This is a genomic window from Phytohabitans sp. LJ34 (assembly GCF_052068095.1).
Classification (GTDB): Bacteria; Actinomycetota; Actinomycetes; order Mycobacteriales; family Micromonosporaceae; genus Phytohabitans.
In genome coordinates, this window is record NZ_JBQHDG010000009.1 from 94,181 (window position 1) to 121,172 (window position 26,992).

The window sequence follows — 26,992 nt, forward strand, 5'->3', positions numbered from 1 at the left end:
TCACGCCGTGCGTAGCACGTTGGTGGCCCGCCACTCGTCGCCGGTCGCCAGCGTGACCTCGTCGCCCGCCGAGACCGCCCACGGTGTCGCGAGTGGACTGTACGCCTCGGTGGTCCACACCGACTGACCGCCGCAGAGCAGCTCCTGTGTCCAGATGACGCCGCTCAGCCGCCCGGGCGTGGCGATCGTCAGCCGCACCTCGGGCGGAAAGCCGGTGAACGCCGGCCCGGTGTAGTCGAACGTGGCGAAGTCGTGGCTCGCCGTCAGCACCCGCACGTCTTCGCGGGGAAAGCGGAGCGAGCCCATCGTCGTGGGGGAGCGCCACTGTGGACGCACCGCGCTCTCCGGCCGGCTGGCCGACCGCGCGACGCCCCGCTTGGCCGCGTCGACCAGCGGCTGGAAGTCGAGCCCGTACGCACCGCGCAGCATGCCGGCCGCGTCGTCGAGGTCGGCGAGCTCGGTGGGGAGGTCCCAGTCGAGGCGGTCGCAGCCCACCGCCCGGTAGCGCACGGCCTCCGGCAGCACCACGCAGTCGTCGGCGCAGAAGCGGTCGCGCACCTCGTGGACCATCCGGGCGCGTTCCTCGTCGACCAGCGGGTTGTTGACGTGGATGAACGCGAGCAGCAGGTCGAAGCGGCGCCCCAGGTCGACGCCGGACAGGTGGAGCTGGGAGAGGTCGCCCTGGACCACCGTCATCCGGTCGGCCAACCCGTTGTGCGCGGCCAGCGTGCGCGCCATCTCCACGTGGTGGCGGTCGACCGCGACGGCCTCACCGGCGCCCGCGGCCAGCGCCACAAAGGAGAGCAGCCCGCTGCCCGTGCCGGCGTCGAGCACCCGCGCACCCGGCCGCACCGCGGCGGCCACCGCCCGCTGCACGGCGTGGCCGCGGTCGAGGCTGAGCAGCAGTCGCATGTGGAGGTCGACGGTGAACGGGATGTCGGACACTGGATCCTCCATAGTGGATAATCAGGCACCTCGATCAATGCTACCGTTGGGCCGGTGCGCGTGCTCTTCGCGGTGTCCCCAGGGATCGGCCACCTCTTCCCGACCGTGCCGCTGGCCTGGGCGCTCCGCGCGGCCGGCCACGAGGTGCTGGTGGCCACGGCGGCCGAGAGCGTCGAGGCGGCGGTCCACGCCGGGCTGCCGGCCGTCGAGACGGCCCCGGCCAGCGCGATCGCCGCCATCTTCGGCACCGCCACCGGCCCGCCCGACGAGCGCGCCCGGCGGATGAGCGAGCGCGGCAAGCGGATCGCCGAGGCCGGCCACGAGGTGCACGAGCTGCTGCTGCGCACGTTCGGCCAGATCTCGGCGGTCACCGCGGCGGCCACCGCCGAGGTGGCCCGGCGCTGGCGGCCCGACCTCGTGGTGCACTCCCGGCTTCAGGGCGCGGGCCTGGCGGCGGCGAGCGCGCTGGGCGTGCCCGCCGTCGAGCACGGCTTCAACCTCCAGAGCGAAGACGACCTGGCCGCCCGCTTCCTGCCCCACCTGGCGGAGGCCTACGAGCGGGCCGGCGCCCCACCGGCCCTGCCACGACGCCGGGTGGTCATCCACGTGGCCCCGCCGGAGATGATGCTGGGCCCGAGCGACGCCGCCCTGTCGATGCGTTACGTGCCGTACAACGCGGGCGGCGAGCTGCCGGAGTGGCTGTGGCGGCCACCGGAGCGTCCGCGCGTGCTCATCACGATGGGCACGGTCGTGCCGCGCCTACAGGGCGTGGGCGGCCTGGCCCGGATGCTCGCCGCCGCCCGCGACGTCGACGCCGACTTCGTGCTCGCGCTGGGCGGCGACGCCGACCTGGCCCCGCTCGGGCCCCTCCCGCCCAACGTGCGCCCGGTCGGCTGGGTGCCGCTGCACCACCTGCTGGACGGCAGCGCGGCGGTGGCTCACCATGGCGGCTCCGGCACGACCATGGCCGCCCTGGCCGCCGCCGTGCCGCAGCTGATCCTGCCGCACGGCGCCGACCAGTTCATCAACGCGACCGCGGTCGCCGGCCTGGGCGTCGGCGCCTGGTGCCCGCCGGCCGATGTGGACGCCGCCACGGTGTCGAAGCTCCTGACCGACACCGCTGTCACGGCGGCCGCGCGGGCGGCGGCCACGCGGATGGCCGAGCTCCCCGCCCCCGCCGACCTTGCCGCTCAGCTGACCGACCTGATCTAGAAAGCCTTCGGGGTCAGGGTGACGCAGCCGAGATCCCCGACCCGCGCTGCCAAATCCGCGGTGCAAGCCCGCGGGGCGGAACGGGTGCCCGCGGTCGGATCTAGCTTTCGCGGTCTGTCCCGTCCGCTGTTTGGGACGCGAGCAGATCGTGGTACGGATTGGCCCCTATAGGGGCCACTAAATACCAAGATCTGGTGGCGTAGAGTAACCAGCGCGGCTCCGAAGCCTCACGCTCTCTCCGCGGGGGTGCGAGACGCCTAGCGGAGAACCGCCTCCACCTCCACTTCCACGAGCCAGCCCGGGACCGGCAGGCTGGCTACCTCGATGGTCGTGCGCGACGGTCTGGCGCGGTTTGCCACCTGGGGCGGGGCGGGCGGCGCGCTGCCCAGCGGCACCGGCACCACCGCTCCGCTGACCAGGTCGACGTTGGCGAAGAACTGGCGGTACGCGCGGTTCCACCCCGCGTAGTCCGCGGTCGCCGCGCCGGGCGGGTTGTCGAGGAAGACGCGCATCGAGATGACGTCGGCGTAGCGGAGCTTGACCGCGGCCAGGTTTTCCCCGATGCGGGCCAACGCGTTCCAGCTCTGCGCCTCGGTCAGCGTGACGCCCGCGGGCAGGGCGGCGCCGGGAAACTGGGCCGGGTCGACGTACGCCTCCGGCGTGCCCGCCGGCGCGCTCGTGTTGCGGGCCGCCGGACCGGTGCCGCTGCTGCGGTACAGCGCCACCAGGCCGCCGACGCTCACCCCGTTCGCGATGAGGGGGTTGCTTTGGCCGGCGGGCAGGTTGGGTTTGACCTCGGTCGGGCGCAGCCGCGAGTGCGCGGCGGCGGGTGTCGCCATCGTGGCCGAGACCGCGGCGGTCGGCAGGGCCAGGGCGAGGAGCCGGCGGGACAGGCGCATGGTAAGCCTCCTAACTGGACAGCACGCGGGCGTGCAGATCGGTGACGACCTTGCGGGCGGACTCGAACGCGCCTGCCTGCCAGGCGATGTAATAGCTGAGGTGGTCGCCGGCGAAGTAGACCCTGCCGTCCGGCTCCAGCAACCGTCCATAGTGGCCACTGGTGCGGGACGGCCAGGAGACCCAACCGCCCTCGCTGTACCGGGTGCGCTGCCACGCCACCGAAAACGCCGCCTCCAGCTCGGTGCGGTACTTCTCGCCGTGGATTTTCACGCCCTGCTCGACGGCCCGCGCCTGCCGCTCGGCCGGTGTGAGCGAGGCGTAGAGGTCCGCGTTGGCGCCGAAGTTGTAGTAGCCGACGACGATGCCCTTCGCCCCGTGGTAGCCGTACGAGGGGTACCAGATGGTGGAGAGGTCGAGGTTGGTGTTGGTGATGCCGGAGTAGATCTTGTCGTCCTCCTCCCACCACCGCCGCCCGTACTGGAGACCGATCTTCCCGGTGCTCACCGGCTGCGCGTAGGCGAGCGCCTCCTTGACCGCCGGGGTGAGGTTGGAGGGGATCTTCGTGAGCACCTGCGGCGGGATCGTGCAGACGCAGAAGTCGGCCGAGGCGACGCTGGTCCGCCCGCCCGCTCCGGTGTAGACGACCTCGACGCCCGAGCCCTTGTTGGTGATGGAGCGGACCTCCGCCCCGTACGTGACGCGGTGGCCGCCGACCGCCTCCTCCAGCGCGTACGCGATGCGGTCCATGCCACCGACCGGCTGGAACATGAGCATCGCCTGATCCCAGCCGAATTCGAAGGAGAAGTACTGCCCCACGCCGCTCGCGAGCACGTCGGAGAGGGCGTACGGTGGCAGGTTTGGCGTGCCCGCCTCGAAGCCGGCACCCGGGTCCACGAGGTACCCGCGGCGGCTGCTGCCGGTGTACTTCCAGCCGTCCGCCCGCCCGCCGATCGAGCCGAAGTTGCGCAGGAACGCGAGCAGACGTTCCTTGTCGTCGGCGGTGAGCTGGCCGTCCAGCGCGCCCTGGTCGGTGGCCTTCGCGAGCAGCTCGGAGACGTAGCCGTAGACGTCGGACTTGGCGGTGCGGTGGCGGACCGGTGTGCCGGAGAGCGCGCCCGCGCCCTCGTTGTAGTAGTAGCCGTCGGCGTTCTGGTTGCCGAACATCTCGATCGGCACGCCCAGCTCGCGGCAATAGTCGAGCGTGACCATGTGCTGGGCGATGCGGGCCGGGCCGGCGTTGAGGTACTGCCCCTTGGCGTACCGGGCACGCTGGGTGTGGCCGTCCAGGTCGGTCTCGACGGTGCCGCCGCGCACCGTCCAGTTGCGACCGCCGGGCCGGTCGCGCGCCTCCAGGATGCGTACCCGGTAGCCAGCCTTGCGCAGCTCGTACGCGGTCGCGAGGCCCGCGATGCCGGCGCCGAGGATTAGCACCGACTTGTGTGAGCGGCCGGTCAGCGTGAAGTCGGACTCGCGCGGCGCGCGGAACGGCGGTGCCGCCTGCGCGGCCGGCGCCAGACCGAGCGCCCCCATCGTGCTGTAGAGGACGCCCGCTCCACCGGTCATCCCGACCGCCTGGAGGAACCGCCGGCGGGTTTGTGGTATCGCCACCATGTCTCCTCTCGATCGGAGGCCCTCGGACCGAAGGCCTCAAGATCAGCAAGGAAACATTCGCAACACTCTATTTCGGTGGCGTTAGTGTCCGGTAACGACTGGCGGCACCTACAGCCGTTGCGGGACGCGGTCGAGCAGTGGGTCGACGTCCGCACGGGGACACATGTACAGGGCGGTCAGCGTGTCGACCCCGGTGCCGCGGGCGCTGTTCGGCCGGTACGTCACCGTGGCGGCCCGGGGGGAGACCGTCTCGACGACGCCCGCGCGCCACGTGCCGCCGCGGTAGACCCACACGCGGTCCGCCGGGCGGTAACTGTCCGTAGGGGCTACGGCCTGGGGGTCGCGCTGGGTCGGATCGATGGTCGGCGCAGGCATGATCTACTCCCAGCAGGTGGTTTTGGCTTCGTGATGAGGATTGGGACAGAGGGGTGTGCCCCGCGGGCCGGTCGCGGCCCGCGCTTCCGTCACAAAACGTGAACGACCTTGCACTAGTAGCACAGAGTTATCATGCTAGCTGGCCCTTGCAGACGCAAGGGCTGATGCACGTGCAGATGATCTGATCGAACCCTGGCGGCCGGGTACCAAGCCCGTACGCAGGCCGATGAGAAAGACGTCGATGAGCCAGATTGTCAACGGCACGCCCGCCGGCAAGCTTCCGGCGGTCGCGTGGCGGAAAAGTCGCCGCAGCAACCCCAGCGGAAACTGTGTGGAGGTCGCCGAGCTGCCCGGCGGGGCCGGGATCGCGATCCGCAACTCGCGCGATCCCGAAGGCCCCGCACTGATCTACACCACGGAAGAAATCGCCGCGTTCATCTTGGGGGCCAGGGACGGAGACTTCGATCACCTCTTGACCTGAGGCGGGAGCGTTTCCATGACCATCGGGGTGGCCGGCGCCACGGCCAACCCCCTGGCACAGCCGCGCCAATCATGAACGAAACGGGGATCCTCCTCGCCAGACGGTCATGGCATGCTTACCCCTGGCAGCTAGTGAGCGAGCACAGTGGGCGTCAGCCTCGGCGGCTTGCGACCAGCCTGGAGGGCAGTGTGACGACAGGGCCGGAGGCCGGGGCCGGCGGGCCGACCGTGCTGCGGATTCTGCTCGGCTCACAGCTCCGCAAGCTCCGCGAGGCCAATGGGGTCACCCGCGAAGCCGCCGGGTGGGAAATCCGGGCATCCGAGTCCAAGATCAGCCGGATGGAGCTCGGCCGGGTCGGGTTCAAGGAGCGGGATGTGGCCGACCTCCTGACGCTTTACGGGGTGCATGACAAGACCGAGCGCGAAGCCCTCCTGGCCCTTGCCCGGCAGGCCAATACACAGGGGTGGTGGCAGCGCTTCAGCGACGTGCTCCCATCCTGGTTCCAGGCTTACCTGGGCCTCGAGTCCAGCGCCGGCATGATCCGCACCTACGAGGTGCAGTTCGTCCCCGGCCTGCTCCAGAGCCGCGAGTACGCACGGGCCGTCGTGATGATCGGCCACGGCGCCGCCGGCCTCGACGAGATCGACCGCCGCGTCGACGTCCGCATGGCCCGCCAGCAGCTGCTGACCCGTCCGGGCGCGCCCCACCTGTGGGCCGTGCTCGACGAGGCCGTGCTGCGCCGCCCGATCGGCGGCGCCACCGTGATGCGCACCCAGATCGCCGCCCTGATCGACGCCACCAAGCTGCCCAACGTGACGATCCAGATCGTCCCGTTCAGCGCCGGCGGCCACGCGGCGGCCGGCGGCGCCTTCTCGATCCTCCGCTTCCCCGACGCCGAGCTGCCCGACGTGATCTATATGGAGCAGCTCACCACCGCGCTCTACCTCGACAAGCGCGACGACGTCGACTCCTACGCGGCGGCCATGGAGCGGCTCTGCGTCGAGGCCCTGCCGCCCGACCGCACACTGGCGCTGCTCGAGCGCATCCTCCACGACTACGACCGCGAGCCGTAGCAGGACCTTTCCAAAAATTCGAGCTACCGCGACGTCCGTCGTGGTCCAGACCGCTGCTCCCGCGGCCTCGCCCGTCCGCCGCTGGTCACGCTCACGGCTTGCTGTGGAGCTGCCCCGTCTGTGCGTCCAGGTCGACAGCCATCCCCGGGCCGGCGGCCCGGGGGATGAGTAGGCGTCCGCTGACCGCATTTGCTCTGCACCCGTATAGGAGGCGGTCGGCGGTTGGCCTGCCTAGGCATGGGTGCCCCCTATAAGGGAGCAGAGCAAATGTGGTCAGCGCGCACCCCGTTTCCAGCCGGGAGTCCGCACGGCCCGGCAGGGCCGTCCGGGGTGAGCGCGACCAACGGCGGACGGGCGAGGCCGCGGGAGCGACGGTCTGGACCACAGCGGACACCGCGGTAGCCCATATCTCTGTTTCGAATGTGAGAGTCAGAAGCCCTGCCCTTTCACGGGATGGGCGTCAGCTCCACGCAGGAGATCGCGGGCATCGGGAGGTCGAAGGTGACCGTCGCCGCGCCGGCCTCCGCCGCCAGCACCCGCGACGGTTCGGCTTCGGTGAGCTTGTCGGCCTCGCGCAGGGCCGCCCACTGCCGTTCGTCCGGCCAGTCGCGGCCCTCGCCGATCGTGTGCCACACGGCGGCGATGTTCGAGTGGGTGGCGTCGACGCGCCAATGCGTCATCCGGTACGCCGCCGCGGGCAGGCCGGTGACGTCGACCGTCACCGTCCGGTCGAGCTCGGGGTCGCCGCCGGCCTTGGCGTGGTCGAGGGTGGTGTTCCAGAGCAGCACCGTGACCGTGCCGTCGGCCGCGCGCGCCGCCCACGCCTCGACCAGCCCGCCCGCGCCGTCGCCGGAGAGCGTGACCGGCAGCTCGGTGTCACCGAGGCGCTGGGCGAGGGTAAGCGCCCAGTACTTCGGCTTGGCCAGGTTGCCAACCGTCAGCAGCCCGAACCCGCCGTGCGTCAGCCGGGGCGGGCGCCCCAGCTCCTCGAAGTGGTCGGAGGCCACCCACGGCGCCAGCCCCTCGACCCGCCGGGACGCCGACCGCATGCCGCGGAGCAGGAACGCCGCCGCGAACACCGTGTCGTTCACCTCGCCGCCGTGCGTGGCGGTCACCCCCCACTCCGTCCACAGTAGAGGCCGGTCGCCGGCCAGCGGGCGGAGGTCGAGCGGCGGGCTGCCGTAGGTGTGCGTGGAGACGAAGTCCACAGGGGACTCGCGGGCCAGCTGGTCTTCGATCCACCCGACCGCCGCCGACGCGGGGCCGCCGACGCGCAGCCCCGGGTCGACGGACTTCACGGCGCGGGCGGTCTCGTCGTACAGGCGCCAGAACTCGTCGGGCGTGCCGGACCAGAAGACCGACAGGTTCGCCTCGTTCCACACCTCGAACCACCAGTTGTCGCGCACCTCGTCCCGCCCGTACCGCTCGACGAGGTGCGCGGTCAGCTCGCGGACCAGCCACGCCCACCGCTCCCAGTCGCGCGGCGGCGAGATGCCGGCCTGGTACGCGAACACGGTCCGCGAAGGGTCGCTGGCCAGGTCGCGGGGCATGAACGAGAGCTCGACCACCGGGCGCATGCCCAGCTCCAGCACGGTGTCGTAGACCCGGTCGACGCCGCTGAAGTCGAGCCGGGGCTCCCCGTCGACGAGCTTGTACACCCCGAGGTCGTCGCAGAGGATCGCGTGTGCCCGCACCTGCTCGACGCCGAGCTCGTCGTGGGTGCGGCGCAGCGCCTCGGTCAGCTCCGCGCCGATCGGCCGGCCGCCGCTCGTGTCCGCGCACAGCATGTGGCTCAGGTGCTCGGAGCCGACCACGGCCCGCCACGGCCGGTGCAGTGGACCGGCGTCGCCGCCGGCGGCCACCTCCAGCCGCACCGTGGCGGGGCCTCCGGTGTGCGCGGACGCCGCCGCGGGCACGCTCAGCGGGCCCATCGACGTGACCGTGCCGAGCGGCGCCACCGCGTACCAGTACTCGCGGAACGGCTCGCCGGTGGTGTCCGCGTACGGGCCGTGCGGCACCGCGAGCACGTCACCGCCGCCGTGGTCCACCGGCTCGTACGGGCCGGACGGCGCGGCCGCGCGGTGCACGGCGTACCCGATCGCGCCCGGCACCGGCTCCCAGCTGAGCGTGACGTGGCCGCGGCCGCCCGTCGCGGTGAGCCGCTCCGGGGCGGGCAGGTCGGCCGGCACGATCTCGCCGGGCGCCCGGTCCTGGGCACCGCCCGCCCCCATCAGCTCCGCCCACCGCTCGCGGGCGACGTCTTCCACAGTCATAGAGCCCTCACGTTGAACGTCTCCTGCGCCATCAGCGGGCGCAGCGCGCGCTCGATCTGGGGCGTCACGAACGCCCGGTGGATCGAGCCGTTGCCCAGCTCGTTGCCGAGCGCGCCAAGGATCATCGCCTGGTCGAGCGCCAGGTAGCGCTTGGCCACCGTGCCGCTGCGCACCGCGATCGCGTCGTAGAAGCCGCCCGGCCCGTAGGCGCCGAGGTTGGCCTTCATCTTGGCGAGGTTGTCGACGACCGCGCGCTTGGCGTACGGCAGCGCGAGGAACGCGGCGTGCGGTGTCACCACACCGTCCCCATAGGTCGGTGCCGGAGCGGCGGGGCGGCAGTCGCCGAAGCCACCGTCGTAGTTCGTCGACTCCACATCTGAGGGATAGCCGAGCGGGTCCATGCCCATCGCGTCGACGCCCCACACCCGGTAGCCGCCGAACGGGTCGGAGGCGGGGGAGAAGCCCCAGTAGCCGTACTTCGCGTCGCGCAGCCCGTGCTCGATCTGCCCCGCCACGGTGGCCGGGTGGTTGCGGCCCCAGCTGCGCGGACCCCACTTCGCCTCGGGCACGAACAGGTCCGGCATCAGCGCCTCGAACATGTCGCCGCCCCAGCTCGGCACGAACTGGATGCCCCGGTACGTGTACGAGCCCTCGAAGACCTGGATGCCCATGTGCGTGGCCGTGAAGCCGGTCGGCTGCTGCTCGAGCCAGTCCCAGTCACAGGTCGCCGGGAAGGTGCGCTGGGTGGCGAAGTAGTGCGCCGGCGGGATCTGGCCGAACGCGATGCCGAGGTAGCTGGCGATCCGCGGCTCGGTCACCGCGATGTCGTAGTGGTTGCAGGTGTACCAGACGTCCGGCCCGCGGTCGCGGTAGTTGCCGATGACGAAGCACTCGTTCGGCTGGGTGTCCCAGAAACCGCCGCGGATAAGGCCGGCCGGGAAGTCGGGCCCGCGCGCCTCGGGGTTGTAGTAGAAGCCGAAGTCCATCGGTGCGAGCAGCGCCTGTGCCTGGGCCCGGTGCTCGGGGAACGTGTTGCGCACCACCACGAGCGCGGCCGCCAGCCAGCCGTTGTCCACGCTGGACAGGAACGGGGTGCGCGGCGTGCCGTCCTCCGGCCACGTGGTGATCACCGTGCCGGTGTGCGGGTCGTACCAGTTGTAGAACATGCCCGAGTCGTCGTGCCGGTCGAGCCCGGCGAGCCCGTCGAGCGCCGCACCGACCACGCGCGACGCCTCGCGGCGGGAGACGGTGCCGATGTCACGGGCGGCGACGGCCGACCACATGAGACCGCCGATGTTGGTCGGTGACGTGTACGCCGAGCGGCTGCCCGGCGCGAGGTCGCCACCGATGTTGTCGGCCGGTAGGCCGGTGGCCGGATCCACCATGGCGACCATCGACCGCCACGTGTCTTTCGCGTAGGTGCGCAGGGGATCGCCTGAGGCGGAAGCGGGGGCGGCGGGTAGGAGAACGATAGCCAGGACAACCGAGAGGAGACGTCGCATGGAAACCCTCACTTGAGTCCGGTCGTCGCGATGCCCCGCAGGAAATGCCGCTGGAGCAGGACGAACACGATGACCACGGGCAACAGGACGGCGACCGCACCGGCGAGCACGAGACCGAAGTCGATGCGGTTCTGGCCCACGCTGTAGAGCGCGAGCGCGACGGGCAGCGTGTACTTGTCCTCGGTGGTGGCCACCACGAGCGGCCACAGAAAGTTGTTCCACGAGGCGAGAAACGTGAGGATGGTGAGCGTGGCGAGCGCCGGGCCACACAGCGGCAGCACGATCCGCGCGAAGATGCGCAGCTCGCCGGCACCGTCCACTCTGGCCGCCTCGATCAGCTCGTCCGGGATCGACAGCAGGTACTGCCGCATCAGGAAGACGCCGAACGGCGTGGCGAGAAACGGTAGGATCAGGCCGCCGTACGAGTTGACCAGCCCGAGGTTGCTGACCATCACGAACTGCGGCACGAACGTCACCATGCTCGGCACCATCAGCGTGCCGAGCACGACGAGGAAGAGCGCCCGCCGGCCCGGAAAGCGCAGCTTGGCGAGCGCGTATCCGAGCAGCGAGCAGAAGACGAGGTTGCCCACGGTGGTGAGCACCGCGACGATCGCCGAGTTGGCGAACGCCTGCGGAAAGTCCAACCTGGACAGCAGCTCGTCGTAGTTGTCGAGCGTGATCGTCTGCGGCCACCACGTGCCCGGGATGCGGCGGATCTCCGCCTCCGGCTTGAGCGACGACAGCGCGGCCCACAGAAACGGGCCGACGACCACCAGCAGACCGGCGCCGAGGATGGTGTACAGCACGGCGCGCGCGACGAGATCCCGGCGGCGCATCTCAGTCCCTCGATCCGAGGAGGCGGAACTGCAAAATCGACAGGCCGACGATCGCGGCGAAGAGCACGTAGCTGACCGCCGCCGCGTATCCGTAGTTGCCGAAGCCGAACTGGTTGTAGATGTGGTACGAGACGGACAGCGTCGAGTCGAGCGGGCCGCCCCGGGTCATCACCAGCGGCTCCTCGAAGAGCTGGAGGTATCCGACGCTGGTGACCACGCCGCCGAAGAGGAGCGTGGGGCGCAGCAGCGGCACCGTGATGTGCCGAAACTGGGCCCACCGCCCGGCACCGTCCAGCTTGGACGACTCGTAGAGCTCGGCCGGGATCGCCTGGAGCCCGGCCAGGAAAATCACCATCAGGAAGCCGAAGTTGCGCCAGACCGCCATCGCGATGATCGACGGCAGGGCGAGCTGCGAGTCGCCCAACCAGTTGGGCCCTTCGACGCCGACCAGGCGCAGCGCGTTGTTGACGAGCCCGGCCTCCGGGTCGAGCAGAAAGCGCCACACCACGGCGAGCGCCACGATGCTTGTCACGACGGGCAGGTAGAAGCCGACCCGGAAGAGCGTGCGGAACTTGACCAGGCCGGAGTTGAGCGCGCTCGCCGCGGCTAGCCCGACCGCCATGGTCAGCGGCACACCGATGACCACGAAGACGGCGGTGTTGAGGGCGGCCCGGCGAAACTGCGCGTCTTCGAGCAGCCGGGTGTAGTTGTCCAACCCGACGAACTCCACCGCCAACGGGGTCCGCAGGTCGGTCGAGCGCAGGTCGGTCACGCTCATCACCAGCGACGCCAGCACCGGCACCGCCATGAAGAGCAGGAAGAGGACCGTGAACGGGGTGGCGAAAATCCAACCGGCCAGACCTTGGCGGATCCGGTAGGGCCGGCGGTCACCGGCCGAGGCGGTCGCCTCGGCCGGTGGCGTGGCCGTGACGGTGGCCATTGTCAGGTCCCGGTCCCGATGCCGCTGGCGCGCTGTTGCATCGCCTTCGCGGCCGCGGCCGGGTCCTCACCGGACTTGGCCACCTTCTCCACCTCGCCGTCGATCACCGCGGCCACCTGCTCCCAGGTGGGAATCGCCGGCGGCGACTTGGCGTCCTTGAGCTGCTCGCCGAACGTGGACAGGAACGGGTCGCCGGAGAGGCTCTGGTCGCTCCACGCGCCCTGCACGGCCGGCAGGTCGGCGACCGCCTTGTACCACTTGATCTGCACCTCGGGCCGGCTCAGCCACTGCACGAACTTCCAGGCGCCGTCGCGGTTCTTGGCGTCCTTGAAGACGGCGAGGTTGCTGCCGCCGACGAACGACGTGGCGGACTGCTTGCGCGGCATCTGCGCCACCGCGAACTTGTCCTTGAAACCGGCACCGCCCTGCTCGGTCAGCAGGCCGACGTGCCACGGCCCGGAGATGAACGCGGCCAACGTGCCGTTGATGAAGTTCTGCTCCAGCGCGCCCTGGAGCGACAGATCGGTCGGCGGTGACAGCTTCTCCGTGAAGAAGGACTGGTAGTACGCCAGCGCCTCGGTCATCTGTGGACTGTCCAGAGTGAACGTGCCGCCGTCCGCGAGGTTGGCGCCGTTGGACCAGGCGAACGGCATGAGGCTCTGCCAGCTGCCGGTGCCGCCGGGCTGGAGGTTCATGCCCCACTTGGCGCCGCCCTTGTCGCGCATGGCGATGGCGAAGGACTTCAGCTCGTCCCAGGTCGTCGGCGCGCCGACGCCCGCCTTCGCGGCCAGGTCCTTGCGGTAGTAGATGAGCCGGGTCTCGACGTACCACGGAACGCCGTACGAGGTGCCGTCGACGACGGTGGTGTCCCAGGCGCCGGGGAAGAACGCGCCCTTCTCGACGCTGCCGTCCGGCGTCGGGTCGAGCGCGCCGGTCTTGGCGAACTCGCCCATCCACGTCGTGCCCAGCATCGACACGTCCGGTGTCTGCTTGCCGGCGATCGCGCTCGCGATCTTCTGGTGCGCGGCGTCCCACGGCACGGCGGTCACGTTGACCTTCGCGTCCGGGTTTTCCGCCATGAACTCCTGGGCGAACGCGCCGAGCTTTTCACCCTCGGTCCCCATCGCCCACACCGTGATGTCGCCGCTGGCCTTGCCCTCGGCGACCGGCTGCGCGGCGTCGTCACCGCCGCCGGAGTCGCGGCCGCAGGCGCCGAGCGCCAGGGCCGCGACGAGCACCGCGGCGGTGCCCAACCGCCTGTGCGTTCTCATCTAATTACCTCCCGGGGGTGGTGGGTGCCGCAGCTGCGCCGGACCGTGAGCTGCGTGGGAAGGACCTGGCTGCGCCGCGCGACCCGCTGGCGCGACCGGTCGGAGCTTCGTTCGGTGATGCGGTCGTGCAGCCAGTGCGCCGCGGTGGCGCCCAGCTCCCGCATCGGTTGGCGGACGGTGGTCAGCCCGGCGAACCGGGCCGCCATCACGTCGTCCCAGCCGGTGACCGCGAGGTCGTCCGGCACGGAGAGGCCGGCGTCGGTCGCCGCCGTGTGCACGCCGAGGGCCACCTCGTCGTTGGCGCACACCACCGCCTGGGGCCGGGTGCGCCGCCGCAGCAGGGCCTCTGCCGCCGCCCGGCCGGCCTCGATGTCGAAGGAGCAGCGCACCGGGGCCGGCACGGGTATGCCCGCGGCGCGCAGCCCGGCGGCGAAGCCCGCGTAGCGCCCGGCGACGTCGGGGGAGTCGTCCGGGTCGCCGACGAAGGCGAACCGCCGGTGGCCGTGCGCCAGCAGGTGCTCGGCCAACTCGCGCGCGCTGCGCTCGTTGTCGGTGCGAATGGTGTCCACTGTGGAGACGGGGTCGCGGGCGACCAGCACGAGTGGCGGCCCGCTCGCGGCGATCCGCTCCACGATGTCGTCGCCGACGGTGCGGCCCATGACGACCATGCCGTCGACCCGGTTGGCGAGCTCCAGCACCTGCGCCGCCGCGTCGCGCCGGCCGTGCGTGGCCAGGATCAGCACGCTGCGGCCCAGGTCGGCGGCGACCTCCTCGTAGCCGAGGACCACCTCGGCGTAGTACGGCCCGATGAGATCGGGGAACACGATGCCGTTGGCGGCGTGCTGGCCCTCGGCCAGCGAACGCCCCAGCCGGCTCGGCGTGAAACCGAGCTCGTCGACGGCGGCGAGCACCCGCGCCCGGGTCTCGGGCGTGACGAGATCGGGGTCGCGCATAGTGCGCGAAACGGTCGCGATGGACACACCGGCCCTCCGCGCGACCTCGTAAATGGTGACTCCAGTGCGCCGCTTTGAAAGCGCTTTCATCGCCACGATGGCAGTCTATACCCGGGTGGTACCACTGCTAAACCTCAGCCGAGCAGGCTTATCCGGTCCATCCTCGGCGCCCAGCCGTCGGGGTTGCCGAAGGTCAGGTTGTTGCGGCCGCCGACCAGCTGGATCGTGAAGGTCCGCGAGGCGACCTTCTCCCAGCCCCCGCTGGACGGAAACCTCAGCCGCAGGCTCGTGTCACCGTTGATGATCAGGACCGCGGTGCGCTCCTCGGCCGTCACGTAGTCGACCGTCAGCGCGTACCGGTTCGTCGTCGGCACGACCACGTCGGTGAACGAGACCAGCCCGCCCTGCCGGCCCGGCGCACTGCCGATGTTGTGCACGATCCGGCCGCCGGAGGCGTCGGAGAGCGGGGCCACCTGGGCGCCCCCGACGAGTGTCGCGCCCTCCGCCTCGTACGAGATGGTCAGCGGCCCGGGCCGGGAGGACGGCGGCCGCGCGGGCGGTGACTTGGACGGCGGGGTGGTACGCGACGGGCTGGGCGACGGCGGCTCCGGGCTGGCCGAGCCGATGCCCTGGTCGGCGCTAGGTGGCGGGAGCTGCGGCGGGCCGGTGGGCAGGGCGAGCCCCGGGCCCGGGCCCGTGCCGCGGTCCGGGGAGAGCATCGCCACCGCCGCGATCGCCACCACGACGAGCGCGACGCCGGCCAGCGCGAACCGGGCCCGCTGCCGGCGCGGAGTGTTCGCCATCATCTCGCTGAGGTGGCGTCGGCCCTGGTAGACGTACCGCCCGACGCTCTGTGCCACGCCGGGGCGGGCGTCGAAGGTGCGGCTCCGCTCCGGTGCGGCCCGGCGGTGCGGCACCGCTGACACCGGCGCGTCGAAGTCGACCGGCGGCGCCTCGTACGCCGCGGGCAGTTGCCGCCACTCCGGTCCCTGCCGGTCCGGCTCGTCGTCGTCCGGCGCGGCGTGCGCCGGCCCGTCCGGCGCGTCCCCACGCTCGAACCGGCTACGGGCAGGCGACAACCACCCACCGACCCGCAGCCGGTCGATACCCTCACGTTCGCGATCCGCAGTCATCGCACCTCGTCTGGTCCCCCACAGGTCCAATACGCGGCGAGGACAATATCGGATCAATCCTCGTCAGGTATAGATCCCGGGAGGGGGATCCCAGCCGGACAAAACGTTTGCGCCCACCTCGATGTGCTTCCAGTCGACCGGGTCGTGCAGGGCCAGGGTCCGGGCGTCCCGCCAGTACCTGTCGAACCCGGTGCCGGTGCGGGTGGCACTGGCCCCCATCAGGGCGAACACGTCCGTCGTCGCCGCCAGCGCGGCCTTGGTGGCCGCCGACTTCGCGGCGAAGATCGGCACCGCCAGCTCGGTGCGGCTCAGCAGGCCCCGCTCGAACGCGTCCAGCAGGTCGCCGGTCTGCATCGTCAGCGCGTACGCCGCCGCGAGGCCGGACGCGAGCTCGCCGGCCAGCCGCTTCACGACCGGGTCGTCGGCCGCGCTGTCGACGCCGGCAGACGGCCACGGCCGCGCCCGCGACGACACGAACGGCGCCGCCGCACTCAGCGCGCCGATCCCGATCCCGACGAGTACCGCCGCGAAGCCGGCCTGGTAGCGCAGCGAGTTTTGCGGCAGCGGGGCGCGGCCGGGCACGCTCGCCCGCAGCGCCGGGTCGGTGCGCACCTGCCGAAACGTCACCGTGCCCGAGTCGGTGGCGCGCTGGCCGAGCATGTCCCAGTCGCGGTGGACCGTGACCCCCTCGGCGTCGCGGGGCACGAGGTTGAGCTGGAGACCGAGGAGGAAGTTGTCCGCCGCCCCCTCGGCCGCCGGATTGAACGCCCACACGGCGATCAGGTCGGCCTCGGCCGCACCGGTGGTGTAGATCTTTTCGCCGTCCACGGTGAACCCGCCATCGGGGTGCGGCGTCGCGACCGTACGCCACGGGTCGTCCACCTTGCGGCCGCGCTCGGCGACGGCCAGCCCGAGGATCGCCCCGTCCAGGATCCGGGCCGAGAGAAGGGGACGCAGCTCGTCTGGGCAATACACGAAGATCTCCCGGGTCAGCTCGTCGTGCACCTTGAATATCTGTGCGACGGACGAGTCGGCGGCCGCGATGCGCACCTGCGCCTCCAGCGACACCCGGTGGGAGGCGCCGAGCCCGCCCCACTCCGCCGGGAGTCCACTCTGGAGGATGCCGCTGCGCTTGAGCGCCGCGACCGAGGCGGTCGGGTAGCGGCCGGCGGCATCGGCCTCCGCCGCCGCGGGCGCGATGTCGTGGTCGAGCAGGTCGTCCAGAGCGGCCAGTGCGGCCAGCTCGTCGGGGCGGAAGCGGGCGGCCGACGGTGCGGGGATCGCCGCGCCGAGCAGGGCGCGGGGCGTCGTGGCAGTCACGCCGGTCAACCCTACCGCCGCCCACCCGTCTCCGTTTCCGGCCTGTCGAATCATTTTCGACAACCAGCACCCCCAAGGGTTTCGCGTTTATTTGAAGCTATTGACTTCGAAATTGAAGGGGATCACTCTTCCGAACCAGGCGAGCGGTTTCATGCGGGGCGCCAAATCGCGCGCCCTTGTTTATCCAACCACTTGCTCGGGAGGAACGATGCGGAAAAGAAAGCACATTCTCGTCGGGCTCGTCGTCCTCGCCACCGTCGCGGGCTCGTCCGCGACCTCGTTCGCCGCCGCTGATGTGTCCACATTGGCTGTTCCGTTCGCGGTGCAAAGCCTGGACGGCACCGGAAACAACGCGGCCAACCCCGCCTGGGGCCAGGCGAACCAGCCCTACTCCCGGGTCGCCGCCGCCCGCTACGCCGACGGGCGGAGCCAGCCCGTGAGCGGTCCCAACTCCCGTTACATCAGCAATCGGATATTCAACGACGTGGCCCAGAACATCTTTTCCGAGCGCCAGGTAACGGCGTGGGGGTGGACCTGGGGTCAGTTCCTCGACCACACGTTTGGGCTCCGGTTGGGTCGAGCACCGGGTGATCCGGCCGGCGAGACCGCGAACATTCCCTTCAATGCCGATGACCCGATGGAGGAGTTCGAGAACACACTCGGGTTCATTCCGTTCGCGCGCTCCGATCCGGCTCCCGGTACCGGCGTGACCAACCCGCGCCAGCAGGTGAACACGAACCCGTCGTACATCAACGGCTTCCCGGTCTACGGCGGCACCAACACCCGCCTGGACTGGCTCCGGGAAGGCTCGACCGACGGAAACCCGGCCAACAACAACGCCCGCCTGCTGCTCCAGAGCGACTACCTGCCGCGGGCCAACGCGCGGGGCAACGCGTCGACCGCGCCGCCGATGGAGATCGACGGCATCCTGCGCGCCAACCCGGCCAACGCGATGGTCGCCGGTGACGTGCGGGCCAACGAAAACCTCTTCCTCACCGCGACGCACACCCTCATGGCGCGGGAGCACAACCGGATCGTCGGCCTGCTGCCGGCGTCACTGTCCGAAGAGGACAAGTTCCAGATCGCCCGGCGCGTGGTCATGGCCGAGCAGCAGTACATCACCTACACCGAGTGGCTGCCGGCGATGGGCATCAGGCTGCCCGCGTACGGCGGCTACAACCCGGGCATCAACACCGCGCTGAGCAACGAGTTCGCGACCGTGGGGTACCGGGTGCACAGCCAGATCCACGGTGAGATGGAGGTGGCCGCGGACGCGGACCGGTACACGCCCGCCCAGCTGGCCGCGTTCGAGGCGCAGGGCATCGAGATCGTCCAGGAGGACGGCGAGGTCGAGCTGGTTATCCCGCTCAACCGCGGGTTCTTCAACCCCAACCTGGTCCCGTCGATCGGGCTCGGGCCGCTGCTGCACGCGATCGGCGGCGAGCCGCAGTACAACAACGAGGAAATGATCGACAACCAGCTGCGCAGCGTGCTCTTCCAGATCCCGGTCTCCGGCAACCCGGAGTGCCTGGACGGCGAAGGGCTGCCGGAGTGCTTCGACGCGGTCCTCGACCTCGGCGCGATCGACGTCGAGCGGGGTCGCGACCACGGCATGCCGACGTACAACCAGATGCGCCAGGCGTACGGGCTGCCGGCCCGGACGTCGTTCGCCCAGATCACCGGCGAGTCCAGCGCCGCGTTCCCGCCCGGCACCGGCCTCGACAACCCGGCGAGCCTGAACTTCCCGCGGCTCTTCGACGTCTTCGACGCCGAGGTCGACCAAGCCGACGAGGACGCGGTGGAGGGCACGCCGACCCGGTTCAACCGGGCCAGCCCGCTCGCCGCCCGGCTTCAGGGCGTCTACGGCAACGTGAACAACGTCGACGCGTTTACCGGCGCGCTCGCCGAGCCGCACGTGCCGGGCACCGAGTTCGGAGAGCTACAGCGGGCCATCTGGACCCGCGAGTTCCAGCGGCTGCGCGACGGCGACCGGTTCTTCTACGCCAACGACCCGGCGCTGTCGTACATCCAGAACACGTACGGCATCGACTTCCGGCGCAACCTCGGCGACCTCATCGCGCTCAACAGCGACGTACCCCGCGCCGAGCTGCCGCGCAACGTGTTCTTCGCCGAGGGTGACGTGCCACCGGCGAGCTGCCGGGTCACGTACCGGGTGGAGAGCCAGTGGAGCACCGGGTTCCAGGTGACGATGTCCATCACGAACACCGGCTCCACGCCGATCCCGGACGGCTGGACGCTGCGCTTCGTCTTCCCCAACGGGCAGCAGATCACCCAGCTCTGGAACGGAGTCGTCGCTCAGGACGGGGCCCGGGTACCCGTCACGAACGCCACCTGGAACGGCACCCTGAATGCCGGACAGACCCTCGGCGGAGTGGGTTTCAACGCCACCTGGAGCGGGGTCAACAACCGACCGACGGGGTTCTCCGTGAACACCACGGCCTGCGCTGTCGGATAACCGTGGGATGGCTGCCGGCCGGGGCGACCGCCGCCCCGGCCGGCGCCGCGCGTCCGGGGAGTGGCAGGCCCCCCGGGCACGTGCTCAGGCGAGGTAGCCGCGGCGGCGGTGCTCGAGCGCGCGGATCAGGGCCCGTCTGACCTGGCCGAACCGCTGCTCGTCACATGTCTCGAAAAGCAATGTGGGCCGACTGCGGTAGTCGGCCCACATCTGGAAGGTCGCCGGCCAGCGCCGGCAGCTCCAGACCATGACGCCTAAGGCGGCCGCCGCGGTGAGCGCGGCGATGGCCCAGGCCGCCGGCGCGCTGAAGACGAACGGCACCACCGCCGAGATGGCGAGCGTGGCACAGCCGGCGGCGATGGCGGTGCGCGTGGGAGACGTGACCGGCCCGCGGGCGCGTGTCAGGTCGTGCAGCTCGTCGATCAGGAACCGCTGGCCGCCGATGACCAGCCACTGGTCGGTCACGGCGACGCCGAACTGGTTGTAGAAGAGGGTGGGGAATCCGGGCGACCGGCCCGGACGGCTGAGGTGGTCGATGCTCATCGCGGCCTCCTTCGCTACACCTCACTATCCGATGCCAGGGGTCGGAAGGCAATAGTGCAATCTGCCAGGTGGCAGATAGCGAAATGGCTAGTGCCTTCCGGGTTCATGGTGAAGCCGTCGTGGTGTGCCGGGCGGGAGCGGCGGTCTGGACCGCGACGGACTAGAGGCTGTCCATTGCGCGATATATGCGCTGTTCGGAGATCGGGTACGCCGTGCCCAGGGCCTGCGCGAACAGGTTGATCCGCAGCTCCTCGATCATCCAGCGGATCTCGTGGAGCGCGTCGCTCGGCGGCACCTCCTGGCGCAGCTGCGCGTACTCCCGCTGGATCTCCTCGATCGCCCGGGTCTGCTGGAGGTCGCGCTGCGGGTTTTGTGGCAGCCGGTCGAGCCGGCGCTCGATCGCGGTGAGATAGCGGATCAGGTCCGGTAGTCGCCGCTGGCCGGTCGCGGTCACGAAGCCGCGGTAGACGAGCGCGGAGAGCTGGGCGCGGGCGTCCGTGAGCGAAGGCATGAGGTCGAGGCGCGTGGTCGCCTTCAGGCGCTGTTCCACCTGGTAGGCGGCGGCGAGCACCCGCCGTACCTGGCCGATCACGGCGATGAGCCCGTCGACGTAGCCGGCCCGCACCGCGTCACGCAGCTTCGCGAAGCCGTCCTCGTCCCACGCCGGGCCGCCCGCCTCCGCCATCAGCTGGTCGACGACCGCGCCCGCGGCGTCTTCGAGCAGGTCGGCCACGCTCTTGTGCGGGTTGCGGCTGAGCGCCAGCTTGTCCTCGTTGGACAGCCGGCCCTGCATCACCTTCGCGGGCGAGGCCAGGCCGAGGAGCAGCAGCCGGCGGGTGCCCGACCACATCGCGTAGCGCTGCTCGGCCTCCGTCTCGAAGACGCCGACGCCGACGCCGACCGCGTCACCCTCGTCGACCAGCGCCGGGTACGCGGTGACCGCGTACCCGGCACGCTCCTGCTGGACCGTGCGGGGCAGCGCGCCGAGGTCTCCCCACGCGCGCAGGCCGTGCCTCGTGATCCCGGGCGCCGCCGCGGTGACCGTCTCGCGGACGGTGGCCCGGAGCTGGGCCTGGAGCGCGCCGAGGTCTTTGCCCTCGGCGAGGGTGGCGCCGCTCTCGTCTTCGACCCGGAACGTCATCCGCAGGTGGTCCGGCACCTTCGACACGTCCCAGGCGTCGCGCGGCACCGGTGAGCCGGTCATCCGCCGCAGCTCCCGCTCCAGCGCGTCGAGCAGCGGCCCGTCCGGCGCCATCCGGTCGAGCGCGGCCCGCGCGTAGTCGGGCACCGGCACGAAGTTGCGCCGCACCGGCTTGGGCAGCGACCGGATCAGCGCCACCACAAGGTCTTCGCGCAAGCCCGGAACCTGCCGGTCGAAGCCTTCCGGGCGTACCCGGGAAAGGAGCGGGAGTGGAATGTGGACGGTGACGCCGTCGGCGCCGGTGCCCGGCTCGAACTGGTAGGTCAGCTTCAGCGCCAGCTGACCCTGGCGCCACTCGTCCGGGTAGTCGGCGGCATCGACGGCGCCGGCCCGCTCGTTGACGAGCATGGCCTTTTCGAACGTGAGCAGGTCGGGCTGGCTCTGGCGGGCCTTCTTCCACCAGCTGTCGAAGTGTCGGGCGGACACCACGTCGGCGGGGAGCCGCTGGTCGTAGAAGGCGAAGAGCGTCTCGTCGTCGACCAGGATGTCGCGGCGGCGGGCGCGGTGCTCAAGCTCTTCCACCTCGGCGAGCAGGTCGCGGTTTTCGCGGAAGAACGCGTGATGGGTCTCCCAGTCGCCCTCCACGAGCGCATGCCGGATGAACAGCTCACGGGACAGCGGCGGGTCGATCCGCCCGAAGTTCACCTTGCGGCCGGTGACCAGCGGTACGCCGTAGAGCGTGACCCGCTCGATCGCCATGACCGCGCCCTGTTTCTTCTCCCAGTGCGGCTCGCTGTAGCTGCGCTTGACGAGGTGGCCGGCGAGCCGCTCCACCCACTCCGGCTCCACCTTGGCCACGATGCGGGCCCACAGCCGCGACGTCTCCACCAGCTCGGCGGCCATCACCCACTGGGGTTGCTTCTTGAAGAGCGCCGAGCCCGGGAAGATGCCGAACTTGGCGCCGCGCGCGCCCAGGTACTCGTGCTTCTGTACGTTCTTCAGCCCGACGTGGGACAGCAGTCCACTGAGGAGCGACAGGTGGATCCGCTGGCCGTCGGCGGGCGGCGCCTTGGGTGGCTTGACCGCCTGGCGCAGCTGGCCGTACAGGTCCTGCCACTCGCGCACCCGGAGGTAGTTGAGGAACTCGTTGCGGCACATCCGGCGGAACTGGCTCGACGACAGTGCCTTCTGCTGCTCCTCGACGTACTTCCACAGGTTGAGGTAGGCGAGGAAGTCGGACTCCTTGTCGACGAACCGGGCGTGCTTTTCGTCGGCCGCCTGCTGGTGGTCGGTCGGTCGTTCACGTGGGTCCTGGATGGACAGTGCCGCGGCGATGACGAGCACCTCGTGTACGCAGCCGTTGCGCTCGGCCTCCAGCACCATGCGTCCCAGGCGTGGGTCGACCGGCAGCTGGGCGAGCCGGCGGCCGAGCTTGGTGAGCCGGTCGCCGTCGAGCGCGCCGAGCTCGTGCAGCAGGTCGACGCCGTCCTTGATGTTGCGGCGGTCCGGCGGCTCCACGAAGGGAAACTCGGCCATGTCGCCCAGCCCGAGCGCGCGCATCTGGAGGATGACCGAGGCGAGGTTGGTGCGCAGGATCTCCGGGTCGGTGAACTCGGGGCGGGACAGGAAGTCGTCTTCGGAGTAGAGCCGTACGCAGATGCCGTCGGAGGTGCGGCCGGAGCGGCCCTTGCGCTGGTTGGCCGAGGCCTGCGAGACCGGCTCGATCGGCAGCCGCTGCACCTTGAGCCGGTGGCTGTACCGCGAGATGCGCGCGGTGCCCGGGTCGACTACGTACTTGATGCCGGGCACGGTGAGTGAGGTCTCCGCGACGTTGGTGGCGAGCACGACGCGGCGCCCGGTATGCGGCTGGAACACGCGGTGCTGCTCCGCGGTGGACAGTCGCGCGTAGAGCGGCAGGATCTCCGTATGGCGAAGGTCGTGCTTGCGCAGCGCGTCGGCGGTGTCGCGGATCTCCCGCTCGCCGGAGAGGAAGACGAGGATGTCGCCCGGCCCCTCGGCGGACAGCTCGTCGACCGCGTCGAGGATCGCCTGGATCGGGTCCTGCTCGTCCTCCTGCGGGCGGTAGCGGACCTCGACCGGGTAGGTGCGGCCGGACACCTCGACGATGGGCGCGTTTCCGAAGTGCTTCGAGAAGCGCTCCGGATCGATCGTGGCCGACGTGATGATCACCTTGAGATCGGGCCGGCGGGGTAGCAGCCGCTTCAGGTACCCGAGAATGAAGTCGATGTTGAGGCTGCGCTCGTGCGCCTCGTCGATGATCAGCGTGTCGTACTGCCGCAGCATCCGGTCGTGCTGGATCTCGGCGAGCAGGATGCCGTCGGTCATCAGCTTGACCAGCGTGCCGTCGCTGACCCGGTCGGAGAAGCGCACCTTGTATCCGACGGCCGTGCCGAGCGGTGTGCCCAGCTCCTCCGCGATCCGGTCGGCGACCGTGCGGGCCGCGATCCGCCGCGGCTGGGTGTGACCGATCGCCCCCTCGACGCCCCGCCCCAGCTCAAGACAGATCTTGGGCAGCTGGGTGGTCTTGCCCGAGCCGGTCTCGCCGGCCACGATCACGACCTGGTGGTCGCGGATGGTCGCGAGGATCTCGTCTTTCTTCTGGCTGACCGGGAGCGCCTCGGGGTAGCTGATCTCCGGCACGCTCGCCCTGCTCTCGCGGCGAGCGGCAAGCCGCGTGTCCCGATCCATGTCCCGACAAGTTTATCCCGCCTGGCCAGCGGATTTTTCGCCGACGGGGCGCTGGCCAGGCGGGCTGGGGAGGGGGATCAGCTGATGTCGAAGAGGGGGCCGGTGATGGTCAGGCCGAGCTCGTCACCGGCGAACGAGATCAGCGCGAACAGCATGATCGCGGCGCCGGCCAGCGCGATGTCCTTCTGGAACTGCACCATCTCGCCCTGCCGCGCCTGCGCGTCGGTCTCCTTCCAGAACGCGTGCATGAGTATCGCCGTCGGCACCAGGAAGATCGCCAGCAGCAGCGCGCCGAGGTCCGCCCAGATCCCGAGCAGCACCATCAGCCCGCCGGCCGCGATGACCACGCCGCTGACGAGCGTGGCGGCGAATGCCTGCGGCACGCCCTTGCTGGACGCGTAGCCGGCCATGGCCTTCGTCTGGGTCAGGTGCCCCACCGCCGAACCGAGGAAGAGCGCCGAGAAGAGAATGCGCCCGATAAGTACGAGTATGTCCATGCCTACCTCCACTAACGGAGACGACTGTGACCAATCTCTTGACGGCTCAAGTATCCGCCCGTCAAGTACCCGGATCAAGCGATGACCATCGCTGGAATGGGTGATCAGGCCCGGTGGCCTCTTAGAGACATGTCGCGTTTGCGAAGCGCGCGGGCTAGTGACCTGGGCAGGGACGTGGTTGCAGACTTCCGCATGGCGCCCCCACAAAGGAGCAGCGGCCCTGTGCCGAAGGCAAGGCGGGTGGTCCTCGCGGTTACCGCCGCGGGGATCCCCTAGTCCGACCGCCGTCGCCCTTTTCGGGCTGACGCGCCCTTGAGGACATTTTGCCCGGGTCGGCGTCAGTTGCGGACCGCCGCTCCCGCCGGAGACCGCGGAGGTCGGCGGCTCGCCAGGGCTCGCCGAGATCCCCGACCCCCGCTGCCGGCTCCGCGGTCCAAGCCCGAAACCGCGCGCCGAGCTTGGGCAGCTGCTTGACCACCTCGGCCTGCCGGTCACCCCAGGCGCGGTGGTAGCGGCGACCGGATCGTCCGACCGCTGGTCGGTGGTGTGTCGCGGGTGCGTTTGCTCTGCTTCCGTATAGGAAGCGGCACAGTCTCAGCTATTCGCCGGGCTCGGGCGCTTCCTCGAGGGAAGCAGAGCAAATGCGCAGGCGCGCACACCCGGGACAAGGTGTAGATCCCGGTGTGGCTCGGATCGGCGGGTTCGGGCGGATCGTGGTCGTGAGCTGTACCCAGGGGTGCAGTCGTGTACCACGATTTGCTTGCGCGCCTCGGTCTTGCTTTTTGTGGGTGGAGCGTGACCAACGGCGTGGGGTGAGGCTGCGGGAGCAACGGTCGGGACCACGACGGGCGTCGCGGTAGCTCGCATCTGGTATCTAGGTTTGATCTTCACCAGGCCACGCGGGCCGACGCCATGTAGGCCGAAGCAAACCCGACACCGAAATGTCTCTAGTCCTGGCCGGCGGCCAGCGTCTCGAGGATCTCCAGGCCGAACTTGGCCAGCTTTGCCTCGCCGACGCCGCTGACCGTACTGAGCGCGTCGAGCGTGCGGGGCGACTCGACGGCGATCTGGCGGAGCGTCGCGTCGTGGAAGACGACGTAGGCCGGGACGCCGAGCTGCTGGGCGGTGACGGCACGCCAGCCGCGGAGCCGGTCGAAGATCGGCTTGGTCTCGGGCGTCAGCTCGGCGACGGCCGCGGCCTTGCTCTTCGACTTCGCGGCCCTGGCGGCCTTGGCGGTGGCGACCTTCTCGGGCTCGCGGCGGAGCTTGACCTCGCGCTGCTTGCTGAGCACGGCCTTGCTTGCCTCGGTGAGCGCGAGCGTGCCGTACTCGCCTTCGACCGTGAGCAGGCCCTGGGCCAGGAGCTGGCGCACCACCGCCCGCCACTCGCTCTCGCTCAGCTCGGTGCCGATGCCGAAGACGCTGAGCTGGTCGTGCCGCCACTGCGTGACCTTGTCGGTCTTTTTGCCCAACAGGATGTCGATCGACTGGGTGGCGCCGAAGCGCTGCCCCCGCTCGCGGTGCAGCCGAAGCACCGTGGAAAGCAGCTTTTGCGCGGCGATCGTGCCATCCCACGACTCCGGCGGCGCGAGGCATGTGTCGCAGTTGCCACAGGGGCCGCTCTGCTGCCCGAAGTACGCCAGGAGCTGCATCCGCCGGCACTCCACCGTTTCGCAGAGGGCCAGCATCGCGTCGAGGTGTGCGGCAAGGTTTCGCCGGTGGGCCAGGTCGCCCTCCGAGCCGTCGATCATCTTGCGCTGCTGCACGACGTCTTGCAGCCCGTACGCCAGCCAGGCGGTCGACGGGAGGCCGTCCCGGCCGGCGCGGCCGGTCTCCTGGTAGTACCCCTCGACCGACTTGGGCAGGTCGAGGTGGGCGACGAAGCGCACGTCGGGCTTGTCGATGCCCATGCCGAACGCGATCGTGGCGACCATGACCACCCCGTCTTCGCGCAGGAAGCGGGACTGGTTGGCCGCGCGGGTGCGCGCGTCGAGGCCGGCGTGGTAGGGCAGCGCGGTGATGCCGTTGTCGACGAGGAACTCGGCGATCTTCTCCACGGAGGCGCGGGAGAGGCAGTAGACGATGCCGGCGTCGCCCGCGTGCTCGGTGCGCAGCAGGTGGAGCAGCTGCTTGCGGGGCTCGTTTTTGGGGACGATCCGGTATTGGATGTTGGGCCGGTCGAAGCTGGCCACGAAGTGGCGGGCGCCCTCGAGCTGGAGGCGCTTGGCGATCTCGGCGTGGGTGGCGGTGGTGGCGGTGGCGGTGAGCGCTATGCGCGGCACGTCCGGCCACCGCTCGTGCAGCATCGACAGTGCGAGGTAGTCGGGGCGGAAGTCGTGGCCCCACTGCGACACGCAGTGCGCCTCGTCGATGGCGAAGAGCGCGATGTCGCCCCGGTCGAGCAGCCGCTGCACGCCGGGTGTGCCGAGCGCCTCCGGCGCCAGATAGATCAGGTCGAGGTCGCCGGCGAGGAACGTCGCCTCGACCGCGCGGCGGGTGTCGAAGTCGAGCGTCGAGTTGAGGAAGTCGGCCCGCACGCCGAGCGCGCGCAGCGCGTCGACCTGGTCCTGCATGAGCGCGATGAGCGGCGAGATCACCACGGCTGTGCCCCGGCGGACCAGGGCCGGGATCTGGTAGCACAGCGACTTGCCCCCACCGGTGGGCATGAGCACGAGCGCGTCGCCGCCCCCGCTCACGTGCTCGATGATCTCGTGCTGGTCGCCGCGGAACGAGTCGTATCCGAAGATCCGCCGGAGGACGCGGAGCGCCTCGGTTTCAAGATCTACAGCGGGAGCCACCCG

At 70.6% G+C, this 26,992-nt stretch carries 20 protein-coding genes; 4 read left to right on the forward strand and 16 right to left on the reverse strand.

Features of this window, described 5'->3' with window-relative positions:
- Complete coding sequence (locus tag ACTMTJ_RS17860; protein WP_441217885.1) at positions 1–945, reverse strand: 50S ribosomal protein L11 methyltransferase; 945 nt, start codon at positions 943–945, stop codon at positions 1–3.
- Positions 946–999: 54 nt separating this feature from the next.
- On the opposite strand from ACTMTJ_RS17860, the gene ACTMTJ_RS17865 reads away from it, so the two are divergent.
- Positions 1,000–2,157: a nucleotide disphospho-sugar-binding domain-containing protein gene (locus tag ACTMTJ_RS17865; RefSeq protein WP_441217887.1), complete on the forward strand. Its 1,158-nt coding sequence runs from the start codon at positions 1,000–1,002 to the stop codon at positions 2,155–2,157.
- Between the two features lie 257 nt (positions 2,158–2,414).
- Here ACTMTJ_RS17865 and ACTMTJ_RS17870 read toward each other — a convergent pair whose 3' ends face one another.
- The 3 genes from ACTMTJ_RS17870 to ACTMTJ_RS17880 form a co-directional block, all read right to left on the reverse strand.
- Positions 2,415–3,056, reverse strand: a complete 642-nt coding sequence (locus tag ACTMTJ_RS17870; RefSeq protein WP_441217889.1) for a Rid family hydrolase — start codon at positions 3,054–3,056, stop codon at positions 2,415–2,417.
- A gap of 10 nt (positions 3,057–3,066) precedes the next feature.
- Entirely contained in the window at positions 3,067–4,665 is a 1,599-nt protein-coding gene (locus ACTMTJ_RS17875; RefSeq protein ID WP_441217891.1) for a flavin monoamine oxidase family protein, read from the reverse strand.
- Positions 4,666–4,776: 111 nt separating this feature from the next.
- On the reverse strand, positions 4,777–5,043 hold the full coding sequence (locus ACTMTJ_RS17880) for a hypothetical protein (RefSeq protein WP_441217893.1): 267 nt from the start codon (positions 5,041–5,043) through the stop codon (positions 4,777–4,779).
- A 241-nt stretch (positions 5,044–5,284) separates the two neighbouring features.
- On the opposite strand from ACTMTJ_RS17880, the gene ACTMTJ_RS17885 reads away from it, so the two are divergent.
- The gene (locus ACTMTJ_RS17885; RefSeq protein ID WP_441217895.1) at positions 5,285–5,524 is read left to right on the forward strand and encodes a DUF397 domain-containing protein; all 240 of its coding nucleotides are present in this window, start codon (positions 5,285–5,287) and stop codon (positions 5,522–5,524) included.
- Positions 5,525–5,712: 188 nt separating this feature from the next.
- The gene (locus ACTMTJ_RS17890) at positions 5,713–6,597 is read left to right on the forward strand and encodes a helix-turn-helix domain-containing protein (protein WP_441217896.1); all 885 of its coding nucleotides are present in this window, start codon (positions 5,713–5,715) and stop codon (positions 6,595–6,597) included.
- A gap of 446 nt (positions 6,598–7,043) precedes the next feature.
- Here ACTMTJ_RS17890 and ACTMTJ_RS17895 read toward each other — a convergent pair whose 3' ends face one another.
- The 8 genes from ACTMTJ_RS17895 to ACTMTJ_RS17930 all read right to left on the reverse strand — a co-directional run bounded on the left by ACTMTJ_RS17895 (position 7,044) and on the right by ACTMTJ_RS17930 (position 16,825).
- On the reverse strand, positions 7,044–8,870 hold the full coding sequence (locus ACTMTJ_RS17895) for a GH39 family glycosyl hydrolase (protein WP_441217898.1): 1,827 nt from the start codon (positions 8,868–8,870) through the stop codon (positions 7,044–7,046).
- Complete coding sequence (locus tag ACTMTJ_RS17900) at positions 8,867–10,372, reverse strand: glucoamylase family protein (protein ID WP_441217899.1); 1,506 nt, start codon at positions 10,370–10,372, stop codon at positions 8,867–8,869. Before ACTMTJ_RS17900 ends, ACTMTJ_RS17895 begins: the two co-directional genes overlap by 4 nt.
- 8 nt (positions 10,373–10,380) lie before the next feature.
- Complete coding sequence (locus ACTMTJ_RS17905) at positions 10,381–11,208, reverse strand: carbohydrate ABC transporter permease (RefSeq protein ID WP_441217901.1); 828 nt, start codon at positions 11,206–11,208, stop codon at positions 10,381–10,383.
- A 1-nt stretch (position 11,209) separates the two neighbouring features.
- Complete coding sequence (locus tag ACTMTJ_RS17910) at positions 11,210–12,148, reverse strand: carbohydrate ABC transporter permease (protein ID WP_441217903.1); 939 nt, start codon at positions 12,146–12,148, stop codon at positions 11,210–11,212.
- A 2-nt stretch (positions 12,149–12,150) separates the two neighbouring features.
- Positions 12,151–13,419, reverse strand: a complete 1,269-nt coding sequence (locus ACTMTJ_RS17915; RefSeq protein WP_441217905.1) for a sugar ABC transporter substrate-binding protein — start codon at positions 13,417–13,419, stop codon at positions 12,151–12,153.
- Positions 13,416–14,462 carry a LacI family DNA-binding transcriptional regulator gene (locus tag ACTMTJ_RS17920; protein ID WP_441217907.1) on the reverse strand — a complete coding sequence of 349 codons (1,047 nt, stop codon included), beginning with the start codon at positions 14,460–14,462 and terminating at the stop codon, positions 13,416–13,418. Before ACTMTJ_RS17920 ends, ACTMTJ_RS17915 begins: the two co-directional genes overlap by 4 nt.
- A 44-nt stretch (positions 14,463–14,506) precedes the next feature.
- On the reverse strand, positions 14,507–15,505 hold the full coding sequence (locus ACTMTJ_RS17925) for a hypothetical protein (protein ID WP_441217909.1): 999 nt from the start codon (positions 15,503–15,505) through the stop codon (positions 14,507–14,509).
- A 63-nt stretch (positions 15,506–15,568) separates the two neighbouring features.
- Entirely contained in the window at positions 15,569–16,825 is a 1,257-nt protein-coding gene (locus tag ACTMTJ_RS17930; RefSeq protein WP_441217912.1) for an acyl-CoA dehydrogenase family protein, read from the reverse strand.
- Positions 16,826–17,033: 208 nt separating this feature from the next.
- Between ACTMTJ_RS17930 and ACTMTJ_RS17935 the strand changes: the two genes are divergently transcribed.
- Positions 17,034–19,301 (forward strand): peroxidase family protein, encoded by a 2,268-nt coding sequence (locus tag ACTMTJ_RS17935; RefSeq protein ID WP_441217914.1) that lies wholly within the window; start codon positions 17,034–17,036, stop codon positions 19,299–19,301.
- 84 nt (positions 19,302–19,385) lie between these two features.
- Here the strand turns inward: ACTMTJ_RS17935 and ACTMTJ_RS17940 are convergent, their stop codons facing one another.
- The 4 genes from ACTMTJ_RS17940 to recQ form a co-directional block, all read right to left on the reverse strand.
- On the reverse strand, positions 19,386–19,844 hold the full coding sequence (locus ACTMTJ_RS17940; RefSeq protein WP_441217916.1) for a DUF6232 family protein: 459 nt from the start codon (positions 19,842–19,844) through the stop codon (positions 19,386–19,388).
- Positions 19,845–20,004: 160 nt separating this feature from the next.
- The gene (gene hrpA / locus ACTMTJ_RS17945; RefSeq protein ID WP_441217917.1) at positions 20,005–23,694 is read right to left on the reverse strand and encodes an ATP-dependent RNA helicase HrpA; all 3,690 of its coding nucleotides are present in this window, start codon (positions 23,692–23,694) and stop codon (positions 20,005–20,007) included.
- A 77-nt stretch (positions 23,695–23,771) separates the two neighbouring features.
- Positions 23,772–24,191, reverse strand: a complete 420-nt coding sequence (locus tag ACTMTJ_RS17950; protein ID WP_441217919.1) for a DoxX family protein — start codon at positions 24,189–24,191, stop codon at positions 23,772–23,774.
- A gap of 947 nt (positions 24,192–25,138) precedes the next feature.
- Positions 25,139–26,989, reverse strand: a complete 1,851-nt coding sequence (recQ, locus tag ACTMTJ_RS17955) for a DNA helicase RecQ (RefSeq protein WP_441217921.1) — start codon at positions 26,987–26,989, stop codon at positions 25,139–25,141.
- Positions 26,990–26,992: the final 3 nt, after the last annotated feature.

What these genes read in the sequence shown, in the direction of transcription:
- ACTMTJ_RS17920 (WP_441217907.1), bottom strand. Translation starts at nt 14,462, where the DNA reads ATGAAAGCGCTTTCAAAGCGGCGCACTGGAGTCACCATTTACGAGGTC.
- ACTMTJ_RS17925 (WP_441217909.1), bottom strand. Translation starts at nt 15,505, where the DNA reads ATGACTGCGGATCGCGAACGTGAGGGTATCGACCGGCTGCGGGTCGGT.
- ACTMTJ_RS17905 (WP_441217901.1), bottom strand. Translation starts at nt 11,208, where the DNA reads ATGCGCCGCCGGGATCTCGTCGCGCGCGCCGTGCTGTACACCATCCTC.
- ACTMTJ_RS17910 (WP_441217903.1), bottom strand. Translation starts at nt 12,148, where the DNA reads ATGGCCACCGTCACGGCCACGCCACCGGCCGAGGCGACCGCCTCGGCC.
- hrpA (WP_441217917.1), bottom strand. Translation starts at nt 23,694, where the DNA reads ATGGATCGGGACACGCGGCTTGCCGCTCGCCGCGAGAGCAGGGCGAGC.
- ACTMTJ_RS17885 (WP_441217895.1), top strand. Translation starts at nt 5,285, where the DNA reads ATGAGCCAGATTGTCAACGGCACGCCCGCCGGCAAGCTTCCGGCGGTC.
- ACTMTJ_RS17895 (WP_441217898.1), bottom strand. Translation starts at nt 8,870, where the DNA reads ATGACTGTGGAAGACGTCGCCCGCGAGCGGTGGGCGGAGCTGATGGGG.
- ACTMTJ_RS17950 (WP_441217919.1), bottom strand. Translation starts at nt 24,191, where the DNA reads ATGGACATACTCGTACTTATCGGGCGCATTCTCTTCTCGGCGCTCTTC.
- ACTMTJ_RS17935 (WP_441217914.1), top strand. Translation starts at nt 17,034, where the DNA reads ATGCGGAAAAGAAAGCACATTCTCGTCGGGCTCGTCGTCCTCGCCACC.
- ACTMTJ_RS17880 (WP_441217893.1), bottom strand. Translation starts at nt 5,043, where the DNA reads ATGCCTGCGCCGACCATCGATCCGACCCAGCGCGACCCCCAGGCCGTA.
- ACTMTJ_RS17870 (WP_441217889.1), bottom strand. Translation starts at nt 3,056, where the DNA reads ATGCGCCTGTCCCGCCGGCTCCTCGCCCTGGCCCTGCCGACCGCCGCG.
- ACTMTJ_RS17915 (WP_441217905.1), bottom strand. Translation starts at nt 13,419, where the DNA reads ATGAGAACGCACAGGCGGTTGGGCACCGCCGCGGTGCTCGTCGCGGCC.
- ACTMTJ_RS17940 (WP_441217916.1), bottom strand. Translation starts at nt 19,844, where the DNA reads ATGAGCATCGACCACCTCAGCCGTCCGGGCCGGTCGCCCGGATTCCCC.
- ACTMTJ_RS17900 (WP_441217899.1), bottom strand. Translation starts at nt 10,372, where the DNA reads ATGCGACGTCTCCTCTCGGTTGTCCTGGCTATCGTTCTCCTACCCGCC.